This is a genomic window from Streptomyces sp. NPDC021012, from assembly GCF_044333355.1.
Lineage (GTDB): Bacteria > Actinomycetota > Actinomycetes > Streptomycetales > Streptomycetaceae > Streptomyces.
Genome location: NZ_JBIRQU010000001.1, coordinates 412375 through 433605 on the forward strand (window position 1 = coordinate 412375; position 21231 = coordinate 433605).

General features: G+C 73.2%; 22 protein-coding genes. 12 read left to right on the plus strand and 10 right to left on the minus strand.

Annotated features, from left to right (window positions below):
- Positions 1-5: 5 nt before the first annotated feature.
- Positions 6-1610: a DUF3152 domain-containing protein gene (locus ACH4TP_RS01850; RefSeq protein WP_398435227.1), complete on the minus strand. Its 1605-nt coding sequence runs from the start codon at positions 1608-1610 to the stop codon at positions 6-8.
- 8 nt (positions 1611-1618) lie between these two features.
- The gene (locus ACH4TP_RS01855; RefSeq protein ID WP_398435228.1) at positions 1619-2584 is read right to left on the minus strand and encodes an alpha/beta fold hydrolase; all 966 of its coding nucleotides are present in this window, start codon (positions 2582-2584) and stop codon (positions 1619-1621) included.
- 140 nt (positions 2585-2724) lie between these two features.
- On the opposite strand from ACH4TP_RS01855, the gene ACH4TP_RS01860 reads away from it, so the two are divergent.
- The 4 genes from ACH4TP_RS01860 to ACH4TP_RS01875 all read left to right on the plus strand — a co-directional run bounded on the left by ACH4TP_RS01860 (position 2725) and on the right by ACH4TP_RS01875 (position 4566).
- Positions 2725-2940 (plus strand): hypothetical protein, encoded by a 216-nt coding sequence (locus ACH4TP_RS01860; RefSeq protein ID WP_389231649.1) that lies wholly within the window; start codon positions 2725-2727, stop codon positions 2938-2940.
- A 164-nt stretch (positions 2941-3104) separates the two neighbouring features.
- Entirely contained in the window at positions 3105-3764 is a 660-nt protein-coding gene (locus tag ACH4TP_RS01865; RefSeq protein ID WP_389231652.1) for a TetR/AcrR family transcriptional regulator, read from the plus strand.
- A 127-nt stretch (positions 3765-3891) separates the two neighbouring features.
- Positions 3892-4119, plus strand: a complete 228-nt coding sequence (locus ACH4TP_RS01870; RefSeq protein ID WP_388844763.1) for a DUF3107 domain-containing protein — start codon at positions 3892-3894, stop codon at positions 4117-4119.
- Between the two features lie 177 nt (positions 4120-4296).
- Positions 4297-4566 carry a hypothetical protein gene (locus ACH4TP_RS01875; protein WP_398435229.1) on the plus strand — a complete coding sequence of 90 codons (270 nt, stop codon included), beginning with the start codon at positions 4297-4299 and terminating at the stop codon, positions 4564-4566.
- Positions 4567-4589: 23 nt separating this feature from the next.
- Here the strand turns inward: ACH4TP_RS01875 and ACH4TP_RS01880 are convergent, their stop codons facing one another.
- On the minus strand, positions 4590-5312 hold the full coding sequence (locus tag ACH4TP_RS01880; protein WP_389231658.1) for a ferritin-like fold-containing protein: 723 nt from the start codon (positions 5310-5312) through the stop codon (positions 4590-4592).
- Between the two features lie 486 nt (positions 5313-5798).
- On the opposite strand from ACH4TP_RS01880, the gene ACH4TP_RS01885 reads away from it, so the two are divergent.
- A complete protein-coding gene (locus ACH4TP_RS01885) occupies positions 5799-8414 on the plus strand; it encodes a DEAD/DEAH box helicase (RefSeq protein ID WP_398435230.1) in 2616 nt (871 codons plus the stop codon).
- A gap of 223 nt (positions 8415-8637) precedes the next feature.
- The gene (locus ACH4TP_RS01890; RefSeq protein WP_398435231.1) at positions 8638-9525 is read left to right on the plus strand and encodes an alpha/beta fold hydrolase; all 888 of its coding nucleotides are present in this window, start codon (positions 8638-8640) and stop codon (positions 9523-9525) included.
- On the opposite strand, the gene ACH4TP_RS01895 is transcribed toward ACH4TP_RS01890, so the two are convergent.
- Positions 9509-10342, minus strand: a complete 834-nt coding sequence (locus ACH4TP_RS01895) for an NYN domain-containing protein (RefSeq protein ID WP_389231971.1) — start codon at positions 10340-10342, stop codon at positions 9509-9511. The genes ACH4TP_RS01890 and ACH4TP_RS01895 overlap by 17 nt on opposite strands.
- A 283-nt stretch (positions 10343-10625) precedes the next feature.
- On the opposite strand from ACH4TP_RS01895, the gene ACH4TP_RS01900 reads away from it, so the two are divergent.
- Positions 10626-10778, plus strand: a complete 153-nt coding sequence (locus tag ACH4TP_RS01900; protein ID WP_086823662.1) for a hypothetical protein — start codon at positions 10626-10628, stop codon at positions 10776-10778.
- A 90-nt stretch (positions 10779-10868) separates the two neighbouring features.
- Here ACH4TP_RS01900 and ACH4TP_RS01905 read toward each other — a convergent pair whose 3' ends face one another.
- The 4 genes from ACH4TP_RS01905 to ACH4TP_RS01920 all read right to left on the minus strand — a co-directional run bounded on the left by ACH4TP_RS01905 (position 10869) and on the right by ACH4TP_RS01920 (position 14385).
- Entirely contained in the window at positions 10869-11474 is a 606-nt protein-coding gene (locus ACH4TP_RS01905; RefSeq protein ID WP_389231667.1) for a MarC family protein, read from the minus strand.
- A 607-nt stretch (positions 11475-12081) separates the two neighbouring features.
- Complete coding sequence (locus ACH4TP_RS01910; protein WP_389231669.1) at positions 12082-12945, minus strand: PHP domain-containing protein; 864 nt, start codon at positions 12943-12945, stop codon at positions 12082-12084.
- A 92-nt stretch (positions 12946-13037) separates the two neighbouring features.
- Positions 13038-13676, minus strand: a complete 639-nt coding sequence (locus ACH4TP_RS01915; protein WP_389231672.1) for a DUF6758 family protein — start codon at positions 13674-13676, stop codon at positions 13038-13040.
- 124 nt (positions 13677-13800) lie between these two features.
- On the minus strand, positions 13801-14385 hold the full coding sequence (locus tag ACH4TP_RS01920; protein ID WP_389231675.1) for a suppressor of fused domain protein: 585 nt from the start codon (positions 14383-14385) through the stop codon (positions 13801-13803).
- Positions 14386-14806: 421 nt separating this feature from the next.
- On the opposite strand from ACH4TP_RS01920, the gene ACH4TP_RS01925 reads away from it, so the two are divergent.
- The gene (locus ACH4TP_RS01925) at positions 14807-15934 is read left to right on the plus strand and encodes a magnesium and cobalt transport protein CorA (RefSeq protein WP_389231679.1); all 1128 of its coding nucleotides are present in this window, start codon (positions 14807-14809) and stop codon (positions 15932-15934) included.
- A gap of 13 nt (positions 15935-15947) precedes the next feature.
- On the plus strand, positions 15948-16454 hold the full coding sequence (locus ACH4TP_RS01930) for a hypothetical protein (RefSeq protein ID WP_389231682.1): 507 nt from the start codon (positions 15948-15950) through the stop codon (positions 16452-16454).
- Here ACH4TP_RS01930 and ACH4TP_RS01935 read toward each other — a convergent pair.
- Positions 16451-17209 carry a hypothetical protein gene (locus ACH4TP_RS01935; protein ID WP_398186608.1) on the minus strand — a complete coding sequence of 253 codons (759 nt, stop codon included), beginning with the start codon at positions 17207-17209 and terminating at the stop codon, positions 16451-16453. The two genes, ACH4TP_RS01930 and ACH4TP_RS01935, sit on opposite strands and share 4 nt — an antisense overlap.
- Before the next feature lie 319 nt (positions 17210-17528).
- Between ACH4TP_RS01935 and ACH4TP_RS01940 the strand changes: the two genes are divergently transcribed.
- The 3 genes from ACH4TP_RS01940 to ACH4TP_RS01950 are packed head-to-tail and all read left to right on the plus strand — an operon-like array spanning position 17529 to position 20519.
- Positions 17529-18800 carry a magnesium transporter MgtE N-terminal domain-containing protein gene (locus ACH4TP_RS01940; RefSeq protein ID WP_116158998.1) on the plus strand — a complete coding sequence of 424 codons (1272 nt, stop codon included), beginning with the start codon at positions 17529-17531 and terminating at the stop codon, positions 18798-18800.
- The gene (locus ACH4TP_RS01945; protein WP_389231688.1) at positions 18790-19341 is read left to right on the plus strand and encodes a DUF1003 domain-containing protein; all 552 of its coding nucleotides are present in this window, start codon (positions 18790-18792) and stop codon (positions 19339-19341) included. The genes ACH4TP_RS01940 and ACH4TP_RS01945 overlap by 11 nt, the downstream gene beginning before the upstream one ends.
- A 44-nt stretch (positions 19342-19385) precedes the next feature.
- Entirely contained in the window at positions 19386-20519 is a 1134-nt protein-coding gene (locus tag ACH4TP_RS01950; protein WP_389231691.1) for an Mrp/NBP35 family ATP-binding protein, read from the plus strand.
- Positions 20520-20586: 67 nt separating this feature from the next.
- Here the strand turns inward: ACH4TP_RS01950 and ACH4TP_RS01955 are convergent, their stop codons facing one another.
- Positions 20587-21189, minus strand: coding sequence for a hypothetical protein (locus tag ACH4TP_RS01955; protein ID WP_398435232.1), 603 nt, complete (start codon positions 21187-21189; stop codon positions 20587-20589).
- Between the last annotated feature and the right edge of the window lie 42 nt (positions 21190-21231).

Genomic DNA, 21231 nt, shown 5'->3' on the forward strand with positions numbered 1-21231 from the left:
GCCCGTCAACTCGTCGGATACACCCAGGGGTTGGGTCGGCACTTGATCCCGTCGATGTCCAGGGACTTCGTCTGCTGCTGCATCACGGGAGCGAGCGCGCCCTCGGTGCGACAGCTCACGTGCCCGTGCCCGAGCCGGTGTCCGACCTCGTGGTTGATGAGCATCTGGCGATAGGCGTACATCGCCTTCGGACCGAAGGTGACCGAGCCCTGCGCCCAGCGGAAGGCATTGATCATCACGCGCTCGGTGGAGGCCGAGTCGCAGGAGACGTTGTCGACGGTGGTGTCGAGCCCGGACTTCTTGCACCATTCGCCGGTCGTCCCCGGACTGGCGAGCGTGATCACGAACTCCGGCTCGCCGCTGGAGATCCGCTCGAAGGTCATCTCGCCCCGGCCGGACCAGCTGCGCTTGTCGTTGAGGGTCTTCTGCACGGCGTCGGCGAACAGCTTCCCGTCGAGACCGATCCCCTTCTCGACGTCGACCCGGTAGCGGATCAGCCGCCCCTTGCCGGGCGCCTTCGCCAGGCCCGGCACGGCCTCGAACTCCCCGGAGCCCTTCAGCTTCGGGTCGATCGGGAACTGCCGGGTCATCAGCTGCTCGTACGTCGGCGGGGTGACGGCGGGCGCCGGCTCCACCGGGACGACGGCCCGGTCGTCGGAGCGCGACGCGCCCGTGTCGTCCGTCGGCCGCTCGGCCGCCCCCTCCGCGGCACGGGCCGCGGACGGCTTCTCCTCCCGGCCGGCGACCTGCCCCGCGACGACCACGGCGAGCACCGTGGCGACGGCGGCCGCCGCCACACCGGTCAACGTCCGCCCGAGCCCACCCCGGCCCCCCTGCGCCTCCGCCTCGGGCTCGTCCTCCCGGCGGGGCCCCGGAATGAACGGCGCCTGGACATCGGCCTGTTCGCCTCCGACCTCGACCTCGGCGACCCGCCGCCGCGGCCCCACCGGCCCGGGCCGCACACCGGACACCTCGTCATGCTGCGGATGCCCACCCCGCACGGACGTCCCGTAGCCGGGAACACCGCGCGCGGGGGCACCGACCGCACGGGAGGCCCCGCCGACGTACGCGGGGGTGCCCTCGTACTGGGGAGTTCCGTGCGCGGGGGTCCCGTACTGCGGGGTTCCGTGCGCGGGAGTCGCATGGCGCGGGGGACGGGACCCGGGGGCGCCTTGGGCCGACGCGCCCTGCGCCGGGGTGCCGTGTCCCTGGGTCCCCTTCGCCGGAGCCCCGTACTGCGGGACACCGTGCGCGGGAGTCGCGTGGCGCGGCGCGCGGGACCCGGGGGTGCCCTGGGCCGGCGAGCCCTGCGTTGGGGTGCCGTGTCCCGGGGCCCCCTTCGCCGGAGCCCCGTACTGCGGGACACCGTGCGCGGGAGTGCCGTACACCGGGGTCCCCTTCGCCGGGGTCCCGTACTGGGGGGTGCCGTGCGCGGGGGTGCCGTACGCCGGGGTGCCGTACCCCGTCGTCGAGGTGGTCTCCTGGCCGGGGGCGGTCGGGGGCCTGCGGCGGCGGCCGGTGCCGGGGGGCGGGGTCGCCGGGGCGGGGGCCGGCGGGGGCCCGGTGTCGGGCGTCGAGGGCGCGGAGCCCTTGCGGCTATGTCGTCCCACGCCCCGGATCAGCTCCCGCCGCTGTCGGCGATCAGGTCCCGGACGGCCTGGGCGACCGTCTCCGGGTGCTCCATCATCGCCACGTGCCCCGCCTCGGGGAGGGTCAGCAGGCGCGAGCCGCGGAAGGCGGCGGCGGCCTTGCGGGCCATCCGGTACGAGACGAGCTGGTCGCGCCCACCGTAGACGAGGAGCGTCGGGGCGAGGACCCGCTCGGCCTGCCGCCACAGCCCGTGCTGCCCGCCGAGGGTGTACGCGTCGACGATGCCGCGCGAGGAACGGGCCATGGCGTCCCAGAAGTAGGGGAGCTCCAGGCGCCGCTCCATCTCCTCGACGGCGTGCCGGAAGCCTTCCTCGGTGACCTGGCCAGGGTCCCCGTAACAGAGCGAGAGGACGCCCCTGACCCGCTGCTCGGCCGTCCAGTCCTTGGTGAGCTTCGCGAAGAAGGAGGCGATGCCCGGCACCGCGAGCAGCGCGGTCGGCCAGGCGGTGCGCTGGGCGCGCAGCTCGGGCAGGGCCGGGGAGACGAGGGTGAGGGTGCGGACCAGGTCGGGCCGGACGGCGGCGACGCGGGTGGCGACGGCGCCGCCCATCGAGTTGCCGAAGAGGTGGACCGGTCCGCGGCCGGCGGAGTCCAGGAGCCGGATGACGGCGCGGGCGTGCCCGGTGACGGAGTAGTTGCCGTCGTCCGGCGGCGGGGAGTCGCCGAAGCCCGGCAGGTCGACCGCCTCGCCGTCCACGACGTCCGCGAGCAGCGGCATGAGGTCGGACCAGTTCTGCGAGGAGCCGCCGAGGCCGTGGACGTACAGCGCGGGCGGCAGTCCGGGCCGGTTCCCCGGACGGGCGCGCACGGTGAGGGTGAGTCCGGGCAGCGCGACGGAGCGGAGCTCCTCGCCGTCGGCGACCCGTACGGCGCGGGCCCGCGACGCGGTCGGTGCGTCGGCGGTCCGGGTTTCCGGCAGCTCGGTCGAGGACATGGCCGCAATATTACGAGACGATCACGCGCCGACGCGTGTGGGTGCGGTCACAGGTGCGTGTGCGGCATGGCGCGTTCGCTCCTAGGCTCGGAGAGAGGGCCATCGGGAGCACCGCGACCCGCGTCCCCGGAAGGAACCCCATGACTGCCGATCCGAGCGAGCCGGACACATTCACCGAGGAAGAGGACGTCGTGCTGGACCAGGAGATCCCGGAGGCGGACGCCGCCGAACAGCACACCGAACTGCAGCAGCGCGAGGACGAGCAGCCCACCCATCTGGAGCGCGATTCGGCGAACGAGGCCGACGCGTCCGAACAGGCGCGGGTGGTCGCCCTGGACGAGGACGACTACCGCTGAGCAGGCGGCTCCCGCTGATTTGTTCGGTTTAATCTTGAAGTGACTGTCGACCAAGGCGTCCGGTCCGTGAAATTCTGCGTTCGCACCGCGCACAGCCGGGTTACCCAAAAGTACGATGGCGGCGCGTCGCGACAGTGCGCATGGATCGATTTTTGGGAGGCCGCGTGAGCGCCATCGAGCAGACAGAGGCAGCACGCCCTCGGGGCACGCGCCTGCCGCGACGTGCCCGACGGAACCAGCTGCTCGGCGCGGCCCAGGAGGTCTTCGTCGCCCAGGGGTACCACTCCGCCGCGATGGACGACATCGCCGAGCGGGCCGGCGTCAGCAAGCCGGTGCTGTACCAGCACTTCCCCGGAAAGCTGGAGCTCTACCTCGCCCTGCTCGACCAGCACTGCGAGTCCCTCCTGCTCGCCGTGCGCACGGCGCTGGCCTCCACCACGGACAACAAGCTCCGGGTCGCGGCGACGATGGACGCGTACTTCGCGTACGTCGAGGACGAGGGCGGCGCGTTCCGTCTCGTCTTCGAGTCCGACCTGACCAACGAGCCCGCCGTACGCGAGCGCGTGGACCGGGTCAGCCTCCAGTGCGCCGAGGCCATCTCCGACGTGATCGCCGAGGACACCGGCCTGTCGAAGGACGAGTCCATGCTGCTCGCCGTCGGTCTCGGCGGCGTCTCCCAGGTCGTGGCCCGCTACTGGCTGTCGAGCGGGTCGGGCATCCCCCGCGACAAGGCGGTCGGTCTGCTCACCTCGCTCGCCTGGCGCGGCATCGCGGGCTTCCCGCTGCACCCGGTGGAGGGTCAGCTCAGCGCCGAGGGCCACTGAGCATTCCCGGAGGCTGTTCGCTCCTGGCGTGCGGCGGCTGACCCGTGCGGGTCCCCTCACCGGGCTAATGTGTGCAGCGTACGGCGCGGGTATTCGCGCAACGCTGACCGTTCGGAGGGACATAGCCGTGGAGGTCAAGATCGGCGTGCAGCACGCACCCCGGGAGATCGTTCTGGAGAGCGGGCAGTCCGCCGAGGAAATCGAGCGCGCGGTCGCCGACGCGCTGGGCGGCAAGACGGAGCTCCTGAGCCTCTCGGACGAGAAGGGCCGCAAGGTCCTCGTCCCGTCCGCGAAGATCGCGTACGTGGAGCTCGGCGAGCCCGCCGTGCGCCGCGTGGGTTTCGGCGCGCTCTGAACCCCGGGATCTGACGGGAGAGGCCCGGTGGACCGCTTCGGTCCACCGGGCCTCTCGTCTGCTCGTCGTCCTGATAGTCCCACGTCAGGGCGTACGGGAGGATTGCTTTCCGGATGCCGGGGGTAGGACGGCCATGACCGCACCACCCGCCCCGCACCCCTCGCGAGGTGATCCGCCGTGATCCTGGAAGCCCTCGGTTCCGCGCTGCTCGGTTTCGCCCTGGCCTGGGCCGCCGTCCAGCGTCTTGCCGACCGCCTCCCCGTCCGGGGAAGAGTCCTCGCCACCGGCGCGCTCGGCGGGGTGTTCGGTGCGCTCGTCACCCACGGGGCGCTCGGCCCCGGCCACTTCCTCGCCACCCTGATCGGCGCCGTGGCGGTGGCGGCGGTGCTGCTCTCGCTGCTGATCCGCCCGGCCCCGCGCCGGCTGCGCCGATCAGCCGCTGCCTGACCGGCGCACCCGCCCGGAGGGCGTCAGGCCGCGAGACCCAGCGCCGCCATGCGCTTGGTGTGCGCCTCGGTGATCCGGGAGAACATCCGGCCGACCTCCGCGAGGTCGAAGCCGTCCGCCACGCCGCCGACCAGCATCGTCGACAGCGCGTCGCGCTCGGCGACCACCCGCTGGGCCTGGGAGAGCGCCTCGCCCATCAGGCGGCGCGCCCAGAGCGCGAGCCGGCCGCCGACGCGCGGGTCGGCCTCGATCGCCGCGCGGACCTTCTCCACCGCGAAGTTGCCGTGGCCGGTGTCGTCGAGCACCGCGAGGACGAGCGCGCGCGTGTCGCTGTCGAGGCGGGCCGCGACCTCCCGGTAGAAGTCACTGGCGATCGAGTCGCCCACGTACGCCTTGACCAGGCCCTCCAGCCAGTCCGACGGCGCGGTCAGGCGGTGGAAGTCGTCGAGCGCCTTCGCGAAGGGCTCCATGGCCGAGGTCGGCTCGGCGTCGACGGCCGCGAGGCGGTCCCGGAGCCGCTCGAAGTGGTGGAACTCGGCCGAGGCCATCTTCGCCAGCTCCGCCTTGTCCGCGAGGCTCGGCGCCAGCTTGGCGTCCTCGGCGAGCCGCTCGAAGGCCGCGAGCTCTCCGTAGGCGAGGGCGCCGAGGAGGTCGATCACGGCGGCGCGGTACTGCGGCTCGGCGGAAGCCTCCGCCCAGTCCTTGGCGGCGATCCCGGTGGGTGTGGCGTTGTCAGGCGTCTCCATGAAGCGCACAATAGCCCGCTCGCGCGGCCCCGGAAGGCCCTGGTCAGTCACTGTGACCGTGCCCTCATCACGTTTTCCCCCAACACACATGCGCGAATCCGGGGTACAGTGATAAGGCGCCTGCTGAGTATGCGGACATGCTTTCGCACGTTCGGACGTACCCGGTGGGCCGACTCATGAATGAGGATGCCCGGTCGGTGGCCCGATCGGCTCCGGCCCGACAGCCCTTCCGGCGGACCCGCGGAAGGGTCACCCTCAGCGGTACGACGCTCGAGCGACGGCAGTGGTCCCGTGCCACCCGGCGGTGATCTTCCACGATCCCCCCGGAGGATCCCGGCACGGTGAGACCCCCTTCGTTCGCCTCGCACCGCGTCTCACAGAAGAGGCAGCACCCTGACTACGACTTTCCGAGAACTCGGAATCCTCCCTGAGACGGCCGAGGCCCTGGAGGCCGTCGGCATCGTCACCCCCTTCCCCATCCAGGAGATGACCCTCCCGGTCGCCCTCACCGGCACCGACGTCATCGGCCAGGCCAAGACCGGCACGGGCAAGACCCTCGGTTTCGGCCTCCCCATCCTGGAGCGCGTCACCGTCCCGACGGACGTCGAGGCCGGCCGGGCCAAGCCCGAGGAGCTGACCGACGCCCCGCAGGCGCTCGTCGTCGTCCCCACCCGCGAGCTGTGCCAGCAGGTCACCAACGACCTCCTGACCGCCGGCAAGGTGCGCAACGTCCGCGTGCTCGCCATCTACGGCGGCCGGGCGTACGAGCCGCAGGTCGAGGCGCTCCAGAAGGGCGTCGACGTCGTCGTCGGCACCCCCGGCCGTCTCCTCGACCTGGCCGGCCAGCGCAAGCTGGACCTGTCGCACGTGAAGGTCCTCGTCCTCGACGAGGCCGACGAGATGCTCGACCTGGGCTTCCTGCCCGACGTCGAGAAGATCATGAACATGCTTCCGGCGAAGCGCCAGACCATGCTGTTCTCGGCCACCATGCCGGGCGCGGTCATCGGGCTGGCCCGCCGCTACATGTCGCAGCCCACGCACATCCGGGCCACCTCGCCCGACGGCGAGGGCGTGACCGTCGCCAACATCAAGCAGCACGTCTACCGCGCGCACAACATGGACAAGCCGGAGATGGTCTCCCGCATCCTGCAGGCCAACGGCCGCGGGCTCGCGATGATCTTCTGCCGCACCAAGCGCACGGCGGCCGACATCGCCGAGCAGCTGGAGCGCCGCGGCTTCGCCTCCGGCGCCGTCCACGGCGACCTCGGCCAGGGCGCCCGCGAGCAGGCGCTGCGCGCCTTCCGCAACGGCAAGGTCGACGTGCTCGTCTGCACCGACGTCGCCGCGCGCGGCATCGACGTCGAGGGCGTCACCCACGTCATCAACTACCAGTCGCCGGAGGACGAGAAGACCTTCCTCCACCGCGTGGGCCGCACCGGCCGCGCGGGCGCGAAGGGCACGGCGGTGACGCTGGTCGACTGGGACGACATCCCGCGCTGGCAGCTCATCAACAAGGCGCTCGGCCTGGACTTCCACGACCCGGTCGAGACGTACTCCTCGTCCCCGCACCTCTACGAGGAGCTGGACATCCCGGCGGGCACCAAGGGCATCCTGCCCCGCGCCGAGCGGACCCGCGCGGGTCTGAACGCGGAGGAGCTGGAGGACCTGGGCGAGCCCGGCGGCCGCCGTGGCCGCGGGCCGAAGGCCGCGGAGAAGACCGAGGAGCGCCCGGAGCGCACGCGGACCCCGCGTCAGCGTCGCCGCACCCGTGGCGGCGGCGAGTCCGCCGACGCCCCCGTGGCGGCGGCCCCCGCCGTCGAGACCCCGGCGGACGAGCCCCGCGACGAGACCGCCCCGCGCACCCCGCGCCGCCGTCGCCGCACCCGCGTCGGCGCCCCGGCCGGCGTGCCGGTCGCGGCCCAGGCGGCCCCGGTCGTCGAGGAGCCGAAGGCGGAGGCCCCGGCCGCCGTCACGACGCAGACCGCCGTGAAGGCGCAGACCGCCGTCAAGGCGCAGGCCGTCAAGGCGCCGGTCTTCACGGAGCCGGCCGCCGCCGAGGCGCCCGCCGTGAAGGCGCCCGTCGTCGAGGCCCCGGCCGCCCCGGCCCCGGTCGTCGAGGAGCCGAAGGCCCCCCGTCGCCGGACCCGTGCCGCCGCCCGTCCGGAGGCCGCTCCGGTCGACCGGACCCCGGCGGCGCCGGCTGCCGCCCCGGCTCCGGCCCCGCGCCGCCGCCGTGCCGTGGCGCGTCGGGTCGAGGAGACCGTGACGTTCCAGACGCCCGAGTCCGCCGCGGTCGCGCTGATGGCCGAGCGCTCCGTCAAGGCGCCCGTCGTCGAGGCCGCTCCGGTCGAGGCCGCTCCGGTCGTCGAGGCCGCTCCGGTCGTCGTCGAGGAGCCGAAGAAGGCCGCCCCGCGCCGCCGCACGGCGAAGAAGGCCGTCGCCGAGCCGGTCGCCGAACCGGTCGTGAAGGCCGTCGCCGAGCCGGTCGTGGAGGCCGCCCCCGTGGCGGAGCCCGCCCCGGTCGCCGAGACCCCGGTCGCCGAGGTCCCCGCACCGCGTCGTCGCCGCACCGCCCGTCGGCCCGCCGGTTCGCCGGTGACCGCCGAGGCGCCGGTGGCCGAGGCCCCGGTCGCCGAGCCGGTCGCCGCTCCGGTCGCGGAGGCGCCCGCGCCGCGCCGCCGCCGTGCGGCCACCCGGCCCGCCGGGTCCCCGGTGACCGCCGGGGCGGCCGAGGTCATCGTCATCGCCGCCCCGGCCGCCGCTCCGGTGGCCGAGCCCGTCGTGGAGGAGGCCCCGAAGAAGGCCGCCCCGCGCCGCCGCACGGCGAAGAAGGCCGTCGCCGAGCCGGTCGCCGAGACCGTCGAGGCGGTCGAGGCGCCGGCGGCCGAGGAGGCTCCCAAGGCTCCCCGTCGCCGCACGGCCAAGAAGGCCGTCGCCGCCGAGGCCCCGGACGCCTCCGCGCCGAAGACCCCGGCGCGCCGCCGCACCACCAAGAAGGCCGCGGCCGCCGAGGCCGAGGCTCCGGCGACGGAGGAGGCCCCCAAGAAGGCCGCCCCGCGCCGCCGCACCACGAAGAAGGCGGCGGCCCAGCCCGAAAGCTGACCCCGCCCCACCACGGCCGAGGGGGGGGGGGGCCCCCCCCGGCCCGCCCCCCCCCCCCCCCCGCCCCCCCGGGCCCCGCCCCGCCCCCCCACCAGGCGGGGGGCGCCCCCCCCCCACCGCCCCCCCCCCCCCCCCCCGGCGGGGCGGCGGCCCCCCCGCGGGGCCCGGCCCCCTCGGCCGTACGGCCCGACGGGACCCCGGCCCGTCCCGTTACAGTCCGGATATGAGCAAGCCCCGTTCCCTCGTCCTGCCTCCCCGCGCCCGTGCCCGCCGTATCGAGACCGCGCGCGGGTGGTTCGCCGTGCTCGACGTGGAGCCGGTGGGAGGGCGGCGGGGGACGGTGTTGCTGCTGCCCGGGTACACCGGGAGCAAGGAGGACTTCCTCGCGCTGCTGGGGCCGCTGAGCGAGGCCGGGTACCGGGCGGTGGCGGTGGACGGGCGGGGGCAGAACGACACGCCGGGGCCCCGGGGGCGGGCCGGCTACCGCCGGAAGGCGCTCGCGCTCGACGCGGTGGCGCAGGCCGCGGCCCTCGGGGACGGGCCCGTGCACCTGGTCGGGCACTCCTTCGGGGGTCTGGTGGCCCGCGCGGCGGCCGCCCTCGCGCCGGGCGCCTTCCGCTCCCTGACCCTGCTCTCCTCGGGCCCCGCCCGCGTGGCCCGCCCGCAGCGGATCCGGGTGCGGGTGCTGCGTGCCGCGCTCGCGGTGCTGTCGAAGGAGCGGGTGTGGCAGGCGATGTGCTGGCTGGACAGCAGGGGCGAGGAGCCGGACACGGGCGACACCCCGGAGCTCACGGCCTTCCTGCGGCGTCGCTGGATGCGCACCCGCATCGCCCAACTCGCGGGCGCCGGGCGCCTGCTGCTCGACCGTCAGGACGGTACGGAGCAGCTGGCCGCCCTGCCGCTGCCGCTGCACTTCGCGTACGGGTCGGACGAGATGGTCTGGTCGCCGGCCGACCTCTCCGCGGCGGCCGCCCGCACCGGCGCGCACCACACGGTGGTCGCGGGCGCCGGCCACTCCCCCAACGTGTCGCACCCGCGGGAGCTGACCGACCGCCTCGTCGGCTTCTGGGAGCGCGTGGACGCCCCCACCGGGGTCAGTACTGCGCCTTGAGGTGCTGCCAGAAGCCGTCGCGCAGCGAGCGCCGGAGCGAGGCGTGGCCGCGCAGCGAGCGGCTGAGCAGGCGTTCCGCCTCGACCAGCAGGTCCTGGTCGACCGGCCCGGGCAGATAGGGCGCGCCGGGCAGGAGCTCGGCGAGCCGGTCCCGGCCGCGCTCGGCGAGCCAGGTCGCGGCGATCTGGGCGCCGACGAAGCGCACCTCCTCGCGGGAGGGCGGCGGCTCGCCCTCGTTCTCGTACGTGGTGACGGGGCGGCGCGTGACGTACGGGCGGCAGAAGTCGAGGTCGAAGGTGCGCTGGCTGTCGACCTCCCAGAGCAGCGCCTCGGCCTGGTTGCGCCCCTCGGCGGCCTCGATGCCCCAGAGGTGGACGCGGGCGCCGTAGCCCTGGGCGGCCTCGACGGCCGAGACGAGGTCCTCGTCGCCGCCGACGAGGGCGGCGTCGCTGATGGCGCGGTGGCGGGCGAGGGACTCCAGGTCGGTGCGGATGAGGGAGTCGACGCCCTTCTGCTGGTTGTTGGCGTTGAGGTTGCCGAGCCGGACCTTGACGTCGGGGAGCTCGGCGATGGCCTGCTGCTCGGGGGTGTGGATGCGGCGGCGGGCCCCGTCGTACCAGTAGACGCGGAGCAGTCTGCTGTCCGCGAAGATCGTGCGGGCCTTGTCGATGAAGGCCTCGATCAGGCCCTCGGCGTCGAGGTCGAAGGAGCGCCGGTCCTCGGTGCCCGTCACCAGCAACCCGGCCGCAGCATGGACGTAACCTGCGTCGACGAAGATGGCGTGTGTGGACGGGGTCTTCGCCACCTCGGCCAGCATCCGCTGCAGGAGCTCATTGGTGCGCTCCAGGCGGGCGTTCAGGGCCTCCAGGGCGTGGGGGCGGGTGTCGGTCTCGGTCACCGGGGCGGGGGTGTCTGCGTCGTTCATACGGGGCTCATTGTCCGCCGCCCGGGACCCGGCCGCCACACCCCTCGTCCCGCAGGTCGTTAGCCATCCAAAAATTTTCTTTAGCGTAGGGAACATTTGCAGGGTGCACGTCGTTGGACCCCTATGCAACGCAGTTCTCCATGTGGAGGATCAACTCAGACGAAGGGAGAAGCCCGTGCGCTTCGAAATCCTGCGACTCGACGACATCGACGGCACGCCTGTCGACCGGACCGTCGTGGACGCCGCCTCCGTCAATCGGATCGTGCAGCAGGCCGCCGCGATCGGCCAGCGCATCTGGATCCGCCCCGCCGAGACCTCGGCCTCGTAACAGGTCGGGTCACCATACGCACCGCGCCCCCGCACGGACTCCGCAAGAGCGGAATCCGTACGGGGGCGCAGTGGTGTCCGGGGCCGGGGGTCAGGCGTTCTGGATCACCTGGGTGATGCCGTTGATGATCTGCTGCACCGCGATGGCGGAGAGCATCATGCCGGCGAGCCGGGTCACCAGGACGACGCCGCCGTCCTTGATGACGCGGATGATCAGCAGCGAGTACCGCATGGTCAGCCAGAGCACGATGTGCATGGCGGCGATGGCGGTCCAGACGGAGACCTGCGAGGCCACGCTGTCGGCGTTCTGCACGGCGAGGATGACCGAGACGATCGCGCCCGGCCCGGCGAGCAGCGGCATGCCGAGCGGAACGAGGGCGACGTTGACGTCCTTGGTCTGCTTGGGCTCGTCGGTCTTGCCGGTGAGCAGGTCGAGCGCGATGAGCAGCAGCAGGAGACCGCCCGCGATCATCAGCGCGGGGACGGAGACGTGCAGGTACGCCAGGATCTGCTGGCCCATGATGCCGAAGACGGTGATGACGCCGAAGGCGACGGCGACGGCCTGCCCGGCCATCCGCCGCTGCACCTTGGCCGGGCGGCCGGAGGTGAGGGCGAGGAAGATCGGGGTGATCCCCGGGGGATCCATGATCACGAAGAGGGTGAGGAACAGCGAGCCGAAGACGGCGACGTCGAACACGGTGGGGTGCCTTGCGGAGAGGTGGAACGGTGGGGTGTGTCCCTGCGGGGCGGAATCCGAGATTCCGCCGCCAGGGCAGGAGGAGTACCGCCCCGCGCACGGCGCGCGGCCGTACGAGGGCGGACCAGGAAGCGAAAAGGGCCGGGAGCGGGACCGGGACGACACGGACGCCCGCACCGGCGAACCGGACGCGACACGCGCCGCGGACCGACCGGGGCGGTGCGTCCGCCGGAGGACCGGGGCAGCACGCCCCCGGACGACCGGGGCAGCGCGTCCACCGAACGACCGGGGCAGCGCGCCCGCCGCACGACCGGAGCAGCGCGCCCGCCGCACGACCGGAGCAGCACGTCCACCGAACGACCGGAGCAGCGCGCCCGCCGCACGACCGGAGCAGCGCGCCCCCGGACGACCGGGGCAACGCGTCCCCGGACGACCGGAGCAGCACGTCCACCGGACGACCGGGGCAGTGCGCCCGCCGGGCGACCGGGAAAGTACGTCCCCCCGACCGGCCGGAGCAGCACGCCCGCCGGGTGACCGGCGGCCGGTGCCCCTGCGGGGCCGGGTGTCCGGCGTCGGGCCGTGGGGCCCGGGCCCGTCCGAGAAGGCCTCAGGCGGTGGGTCCCCCCGCGCCGGGGACCGGGAAGGCGCCCGAGGCGCGGCGGGTGATCTCGCCGTAGATCTCGGGGTCGGTGGTGTACTCGCCGAGGCGGCAGGTCTTGCGGCTGCCGTGGTAGTCGCTGGAGCCCGTGGTCAGCAGACCGAGCTCCTTCGCGAGTCCGCGCAGCCGGGCGCGGGTCGCCTCGTCGTGGTCCATGTGGTCGACCTCGATGCCGTCGAGTCCGGCCTCGGCGAGCCGGGCCACCGAGGCCTCGGGCAGCACCTGGCCGCGCTTGACGGCGAGCGGGTGGGCGAAGACGGTGACGCCGCCGGCCGCCTTGACGAGGCGGATCGCGTCGACCGGGTCCAGCTCGTGCTTGTCGACGTACGCCCGGCCGCCGTCGGCGAGCCAGTCGGGCGTGAACGCGCCGGACACGTCCGGTACGACCCCGAGCTCGACGAGCGCCTCGGCGACGTGCGGGCGGCCGACGGAGCCGTCGCCGGCGATCCGGGCGACCTGCTCCCAGGTGACGGGGACGCCGAGCTCCTGGAGCTTGGCGACCATGCCGCGGGCGCGCGGCACCCGGTCGTCGCGGACGAGTTCGCGCTCGGCGAGGAGCGCGGGCTCCGCCGGGTCGAAGAGGTACGCGAGCATGTGCAGCCCGATGCCGTCCATCCGGCAGGACAGCTCGGCGCCGGTGACGAGGGTCAGCCCCTCGGGCAGGGCGGCGATCGCCTCGGCGTGACCGCGGGTGGTGTCGTGGTCCGTGAGCGCGACGACGTCGAGACCGGCCGCGGCCGCGTTCCGGACGAGCTCGGCCGGGGAGTCCGTACCGTCGGAGGCCGTGGAGTGGGTGTGCAGATCGATGCGCACGGCGCGGGACTCCAGGGGCTCGGCACGGACGAGGGACGCTCAAGCATAACGGGCGAATCGAACACGTCCGTACGGAACGTCACCGGGCGGACCTATGTGAGCAGCCTCGGGGTGAGCGCGCCGCAGGGCAGCAGGTCGACCTCGGAGCCCGCGTCGCGCAGGTCCGTCAGGACCAGCTCGTCGTACATGAGGAGGCCGGACTGCTCGGGCCAGACGATGGCCCACAGCCACAGGCCGCGCGCCTCGCCCGCGAAGACCGCGCGGTCCTGCGGGGAGCCGGTGACGTGCCAGAGCGGGGTGGGCCGCCCGGCGGCGAGCACCTTCGCCTGCGGCGGTTTGTCGATGGCCATGCCGGAGCCGGGATCGAGGCCGTCGATGCCGGCGTACCGGGCACCGAGGCCGACGCCGAGCTCCTCGGCGACGAGCAGCAGCTCGCCGATCCCGCCGAGCGGGCCGGGCCCGGAGCAGGCGACGGCCGTGGCGCGTCCGCCGCTGCGGTCGTCCCCGGCGTACGCGACCCCGGTGAAGAGCCAGCCGACGGGGAGGGGCCACGGCATCCACACGGGGACGTGGGACCTGTGCACCACGACCCCGAGGCCTTCGACGCTGGGCGGAATCACGGGCTGGAGCGGGTGCACCGAGCCGTGCACGTCACACTGCCAGAAGTCGGCGAAGAGACCGGGCGCCCTGACCCGGCCACCGCACTTCGGACAACTGGGTTCGCCCCTCATAGGGCTCAACGGTCCTAGCTCTTCCGCCCCGCGTCAAGAACGGCCGCGCACCATCACCCGTCCGGCCCGGAGGGTTCACCCACGGTGGGCAGGCGCCCCGTTCCGGAGCGCCCGGCCCGGGTCCTCAGTCCAGGTTCACGGACCTGCGCAGGGGATCGCGCAGGTCCGTCCCCTGCGTCAGCCAGCGCTCCTCCAGGGCCTTCGCCCCGTGCACCCGCTTCCACGCGGCCTCGTTCGAGGTCATCGGGAGCAGCGGCAGGAAGCGGACGGGGTCCATCGGCGCGTCGAGCTCCAGGTCCTCCACCAGACCGCCCGACTCGGCGACGAGCACCGAGCTGAAGGCGGCGCCGGGCCAGAGCGGGTCGCCGACGTCGAGCGAGGCGCCCGGGGCCACGACGACGCCCTCGACCTGCGGGGTGGCGGCGAGGACCGCGAGCGGGCGCAGCACCTTGTCGGTGTCGGCCAGTCCGCCCCGTACGGTCAGGACGAGCTCCGCGCGCGGGCCCTTCACCGGGTCGGCGAGCGCGGAGGTCGGATCGGCCATCGGCTGCGCGGACATGCCGAGGGTCGCGTACCGCACGAGGTCGCCGTCGACGAAGCGCAGCACCTCGATCCGGTCCGTGCCGAGGAAGGTCACCGCGGCCCGCGCGTCCGGTTCGCCGAGCGCCGTCCGCAGCCGGGCCTCGACCAGTGCAAGAACTTCTCCCATGCGGGGAGCATAGATCGCGTATGGAACGGGCAAAGGAAGGGATTGACCCTCTGTCGGCTGATAGTGTTGGCCACTGGTCGGGATTCCCGACTGCTCGTCACACGTCATCCCCGACAGGGGACCGGCCGGAGGAGGTGGGACTGCGATGGACCGAAGTCGATCGGGCAGTACCAGCCGCTCTTCCGCCGCCTCGCACCCCCGCCCGGTGCGCTCCTCCCGGTGACGTCCGGGTCCGCCATGGACCCGTGCCTCCGGCATCTCGCTCGACGGAAGAGCATCTCTCGCCTTTTCCCTGTCTGTAGCGACCGCCGTCTCCGCGCTCCTTCGGTGCCGCCCGCTTTGTGGACGACGTACCTCCACGTCCCCATTCCGGGCTGTGCCATGCTCCGCGCCGACGGCCGATCCGTGAAGGAGCACGCCCGTGTCGATGATCCGTGACCTCACCGCCGCCGTCCGCCCGAGCTTCCGGCACAGCCTGCGCAAGACCCCCACCACGTACACCTCGTACGACCCCACCCGTGACCACTCGGCCTCCAGCGCCGTGGTCGACTGCGCCGTCTACCGCGACGGGCGCCGGGTCGACGACCGCGCCTGCCTGACGCCGCGCGGCGCGATGCGCCAGGTGCGGGAGAGCGGCGGCTTCGCGTGGATCGGGCTCCACGAGCCGACCGAGGCCGAATTCGCCGGTATCGCCGCCGAGTTCGGGCTGCACCCGCTCGCCGTCGAGGACGCCGTCCACGCCCACCAGCGGCCCAAGCTGGAGCGGTACGACGACACACTCTTCACCGTCTTCAAGACCATCCACTACGTCGAGCACGCCGAACTCACCGCCACCAGCGAGGTCGTCGAGACCGGCGAGGTCATGGTCTTCACCGGCCCCGACTTCGTCATCACCGTCCGGCACGGCGGCCAGGGCTCCCTGCGCAACCTCCGCCACCGCCTCCAGGGCGAGCCGGAACTCCTCGCCAAGGGCCCCTCCTCGGTCCTGCACGCCATCGCCGACCACGTCGTCGACGGCTACATCGCGGTCGCCGACGCCGTCGAGCTGGACATCGACCAGCTGGAGATCGACGTCTTCTCGCCGGCCGCGAAGGGCTCCACGCGCGGCGCCGACACCGGCCGGATCTACCAGCTCAAGCGCGAGGTACTGGAGTTCAAGCGGGCCGTGACCCCGCTGCTCCGTCCGATGCAGCTGCTCTCCGAGCGTCCGATGCGGCTGGTCGACCCCGACATCCAGAAGTACTTCCGGGACGTCGCCGACCACCTCGCCCGCGTCCAGGAGCAGGTCGTCGGCTTCGACGAGCTCCTCAACTCCATCCTCCAGGCCAACCTGGCGCAGGCGACCGTCGCGCAGAACGAGGACATGCGCAAGATCACCTCGTGGGCGGCCATCGTCGCCGTCCCCACGGCGGTCTGCGGCGTGTACGGCATGAACTTCGACCACATGCCGGAGCTGCACTGGCGCTACGGCTACCCGATGGTCCTCGGCGGCATCGCCGTCATCTGCTTCGCCATCCACCGCACCCTCAAGCGCAACGGCTGGCTGTAGATAGGCTTCGGCCATGACCGACACGCTGCTCACCGGCGCCCTCGTCGAGGAGGCCACCAAGAAGTCCGGCCTCGTCTGGGTACGGGGCACCGGCCCGGCCCGCGCGCTCTGGCACGTCTGGCACGACGGTGCCGCACACCTCGTCGGCGACGGTCCCGGCGAGCAGCCGCTGCCGGGGCTGGTCGACGGCGGGACGGCCGAGGTGACCGTCCGCAGCAAGGACAAGGGCGGCCGGCTCGTCGCCTGGACCGCCGCCGTCCGCGAACTCGCCCCCGGTACGGAGGAGTGGGACGCGGCGGTCGCCGAGCTGAAGGGGAAGCGGCTCAACGCCCCCGACGGCGAGGCCATGCCGGAGCGCTGGGCGCGCGAGTGCCGGGTGGTGCGGCTCGACCCCCGGTCCTCGACCACGGAGCTGCCGGACGGCTCCCTGGCCGCCGTACCGCTGCCGACGGCGGCGAACACCCGCCGGCCGATCCCGGCGGGCCTGCCCAAGCTGCTGTTCCGCAAGAAGAAGCGCTAGGTGCGGGGCAGCTGCTTGCCGTAGTCGAGGGTCTCCTCCTTCGACGGCTCCGTGAGCGGGAAGTCCTTGTTCCACTCGGAGAGCACCACGACGCCCGCTCCCCCGCCCCGCGCGAACTGCACGGGGTACGGCTCGCCGTCCAGGGACACGTCGAGCGTGCCACCCTCGCCGTCGGCGCCGCCCTTGACCTTGATCGTGCGGACCCCGCCGATCTGGTCCCGGTCGCCCTTGACCTTCTCGCCGTGCAGGCCGAGCAGCCCGTCGAGGAGCGGCCCCATGTCGGTGAAGCCGCGCAGCTGCTTGTACGAGGGGTCGCCCTGCGGGATCTTCACGTACTTGTCGTCGAGCGTGTCGGCGGCCTCGCTGCCCGCGTCCGTGGGCGTGTGGGTCGCCTTGTCGTCGTGGGACCAGAAGCCCGCGTCGGCCTTCAGGTAGAGGGCGTCGCCGACCCGCAGCAGCTCGAAGGTGCTGTTCTTCGTCGTCACCGAGCCGGTGGCGCCGTTCTGCTTGAGCCGCATGTTCAGCTTGTAGGTGCCGCCCTTGCTGACCAGGGTGCCGGACAGCCGTACGGCCTTCGCCGCGTCCGCCGCCGTCTGCGCCTTGCCCTCGATCTCGGGCGCGGAGAGTCTCCCCACCCCGTTCGTCCCCTCGTCCGGGTCGGCGGCGCAGGCCGTGAGTCCCACCGTCAGTCCGGCGCAGAGCGCCAGGGGCGTGACGGCCCTGCGGATACGCGATGACGGGGTACGGACGGTCATCTGCGCTGCCTCTCGTGTCGTGGGGGATGCCGGGGGGGGACGGCCGCGTTCCGGACGGGCGGAAGGGCCGGGTCCTGTGCCGGGGCCGATGGGGGGGAACGGCAGACCGCAGCGTACCCGGGCGAGATGACGGGCCCCGCAGGCAGCCGTACGGAGTCGCTGCCGGAGCGGGGCGGAACGGCACGGGCTAGCCTGAACCCGGCAAAGCTCTGCAATCCCCGGCAAAGCTCTGCGACCGGATCGACGACTCGCATCGACAGCGCGCATCGGCGACTCGCTTCGGCGACTCGAATCGTGCGGCACGGAGGAGGCGCGTGGCATGGCGGCAGGCGCCCCCAGGATCTTCGTCTCCCATCTCGCCGGAGTCCCCGTCTTCGACCCCGTCGGCGACCAGGTCGGCCGCGTCAGCGACCTCGTGGCCATGCTCCGGGTCGGCCGCAGGCCGCCCCGGCTGCTCGGCATGGTCGTGGAGGTGCTGAGCCGCCGCCGGGTCTTCGTCCCGATGACCCGGATCACCGGCGTCGCCTCGGGCCAGGTCATCACCACCGGCGTCGTCAACATGCGGCGCTTCGAGCGGCGTCCCACCGAGCGGCTCGTCCTCGGCGAGCTCCTCGACCGGCGCGTCACGCTGGTCGAGTCGGGCGAGGAGGTCACCGTCCTCGACGTCGCCATCCAGCAGCTGCCCGCCCGCCGGGACTGGGAGATCGACAAGGTCTTCGTCCGCAAGGGGAAGGGCGGGGTACTGAGCCGCAAGGGCGAGACGCTGACCGTCGAGTGGTCGGCCGTCACGGGCTTCTCCCTGGAGGAGCACGGGCAGGGCGCCGAGAACCTGCTGGCCACCTTCGAGAAGCTGCGCCCCGCCGACCTCGCCAACGCCCTGCACCACCTCTCCCCCAAGCGGCGCGTCGAGGTCGCCGCCGCCCTCGACGACGACCGGCTCGCCGACGTCCTCGAAGAGCTGCCGGAGGACGACCAGGTCGAGATCCTCGGCAAGCTGAAGGAGGAGCGCGCCGCCGACGTCCTGGAGGCGATGGACCCCGACGACGCCGCCGACCTGCTGTCCGAGCTGCCCGAGGAGGACCAGGAGCGGCTGCTGACCCTGATGCAGCCGGACGACGCGGCCGATGTGCGCCGGCTCCTGGCGTACGAGGAGCGCACGGCGGGCGGTCTGATGACGACCGAGCCGATCGTGCTGCGCCCGGACGCCACCGTCGCGGACGCGCTCGCCCGGGTCCGCCAGCAGGACCTGTCCCCGGCGCTCGCCGCGCAGGTGTACGTGTGCCGGCCGCCGGACGAGACGCCGACCGGGAAGTACCTGGGCACGGTGCACTTCCAGCGGCTCCTTCGCGACCCGCCGTTCACGCTGGTCAGCTCGATCGTGGACAGCGACCTGCCGCCGCTCGGCCCGGACACCCCGCTGCCGGCCGTGACCAGCTACCTCGCCGCGTACAACATGGTCGCCGCGCCCGTCGTCGACGAGAGCGGCTCGCTGCTCGGCGCGGTCACCGTCGACGACGTGCTCGACCATCTGCTGCCGGACGACTGGCGGGAGACCGAGTTCCACGAGGAGGGGTCCGGACATGGCCGCTGAGCGCACCCAGGACCGGGAGCGGTCCGTGCCCCGCATCCGCCTCGACCTGCCGCGCGAGCGGCGGACCCGGCTGCTTCCGGAGTACGACCCCGAGGCCTTCGGGCGGCTCTCGGAGCGGATCGCCCGCTTCCTGGGGACGGGCCGCTTCCTCGTCTGGATGACGCTGACGGTCGTCGTCTGGATCGGGTGGAACGTCTTCGCCCCGGCGTCGCTGCGGTTCGACGAGTACCCCTTCATCTTCCTGACGCTGGCCCTGTCCCTCCAGGCCTCGTACGCGGCTCCGCTGATCCTGCTCGCCCAGAACCGGCAGGACGACCGGGACCGGGTCAACCTCGAACAGGACCGGAAGCAGAACGAGCGGTCGATCGCGGACACCGAGTACCTGACGCGGGAGATCGCGGCGCTGCGGATGGGCCTCGGCGAGGTCGCGACCCGCGACTGGATCCGCTCGGAGCTCCAGGACCTGCTCAAGGACCTGGACGAGCGCCGGGATCTATTCCCGTCCGGCGAGGACCGGGGAAGTGACGTACCCGACCGTTGACAGCCCTTTCATGGGGCCGTGGTCCGCGCCGTACCATCGTCGGTATGGCTACGGAAGACGCGGTGCTCGAAGCACTGGCGACGGTGAACGACCCTGAGATCAACAAGCCGATCACTGAGCTCGGCATGGTCAAGTCGGTGGAGATCGAACCGGACGGGAAGGTCGCCGTCACGGTCTACCTCACGGTCTCCGGCTGCCCGATGCGCGAGACCATCACGCAGCGGGTGACCGACGCCGTCTCCCGGGTCGAGGGCGTCACCGGCGTCGACGTCTCGCTGGACGTGATGAGCGACGAGCAGCGCAAGGAGCTGGCGGCCGCGCTGCGCGGCACGAGCGCCGAGCGCGAGGTCCCCTTCGCGAAGCCGGGCTCGCTGACCCGGGTGTACGCGGTGGCCTCCGGCAAGGGCGGCGTCGGCAAGTCCTCCGTGACCGTGAACCTGGCGGCGGCGATGGCCGCCGACGGCCTGAAGGTCGGTGTCGTCGACGCCGACATCTACGGCCACAGCGTGCCGCGGATGCTGGGCGCGGACGGCCGTCCGACCCAGGTCGAGAACATGATCATGCCGCCGTCCGCGAACGGCGTGAAGGTCATCTCCATCGGCATGTTCACCCCGGGCAACGCGCCGGTGGTGTGGCGCGGCCCGATGCTGCACCGCGCGCTCCAGCAGTTCCTGGCGGACGTGTACTGGGGCGACCTGGACGTCCTCCTGCTCGACCTGCCCCCGGGCACCGGCGACATCGCGATCTCGGTCGCGCAGCTCGTCCCGAACGCGGAGATCCTCGTCGTCACCACCCCGCAGCAGGCCGCGGCCGAGGTCGCCGAGCGGGCCGGTTCGATCGCCGTCCAGACCCACCAGAAGATCGTCGGCGTCGTCGAGAACATGGCGGGCCTGCCGTGTCCGCACTGCGACGAGATGGTCGACGTCTTCGGCACCGGCGGCGGCCAGAAGGTCGCGGACGGCCTGACGCAGACCACGGGCGCGACGGTCCCCGTCCTCGGCTCGATCCCCATCGACGTCCGCCTCCGCGAGGGCGGCGACGACGGCAAGCCGGTCGTCCTCTCCGACCCGGACTCCCCCGCCGGCGCGGCCCTCCGCGCCATCGCCGGCAAGCTCGGCGGCCGCCAGCGCGGCCTCTCGGGCATGAGCCTGGGCATCACGCCGCGCAACAAGTTCTGAGACCGTACGACGAAGGGCGCCCCCACCGGGGGCGCCCTTCGTCGTGTCGTCAGGCGTACGGGCCTCGTCAGGCGTACGCGCCGAGGTCCTTCACCCGCGAGAACCCGAGTCCGTACGCGCTCATCCCCCGCCCGTACGCCCCGATGTGCACGTCCCCGGCGGACCCGGCGAGCACCCACCCGAACTCGGACTCCCGGTAGTGGAACGGCACCGGCACCCCGTCCACCGGCAGCGACAGCGTGGACCACTCCGGTCCGTCGAGGTCGTCGGCGAGCTCGAAGGCGGTCTCGGTCTGCTGGTCCAGCCAGTTGTCGCGCAGCGCGTGGTCGAGCGAGGCGGGCCAGGTGTGGGCGAGGAGCCCGGAGCCGGCCAGCCAGGCGGCCGAGGAGACCGTGGTGGCGTCGAGGACGCCGGTGCCGTCCCCGGTGCGGCGCACGGGGTTCGCGGCGACCGTCACGACGACGGCGAAACGCTCCTTCTCCGCGCCGCCGGCCTCGGACTTTATCGACGGCTCGTCACCGTGGCCCATCGAGCCGTGCTGCACCGTGCCGTCCGCGGCCGTGCCGATCTGCATCAGCCGGCGCGGGCCGGTGAACGCCTCGTCGAGCCCGTACCAGGCGAAGGGTGCGCGCAGAAAGCCGTCGGCTTCCACCCGACTCGTCGTCTTCATTCCGGCCGCCTCCTCGTTCCGTCAACAGAGGGAGGATAGCCA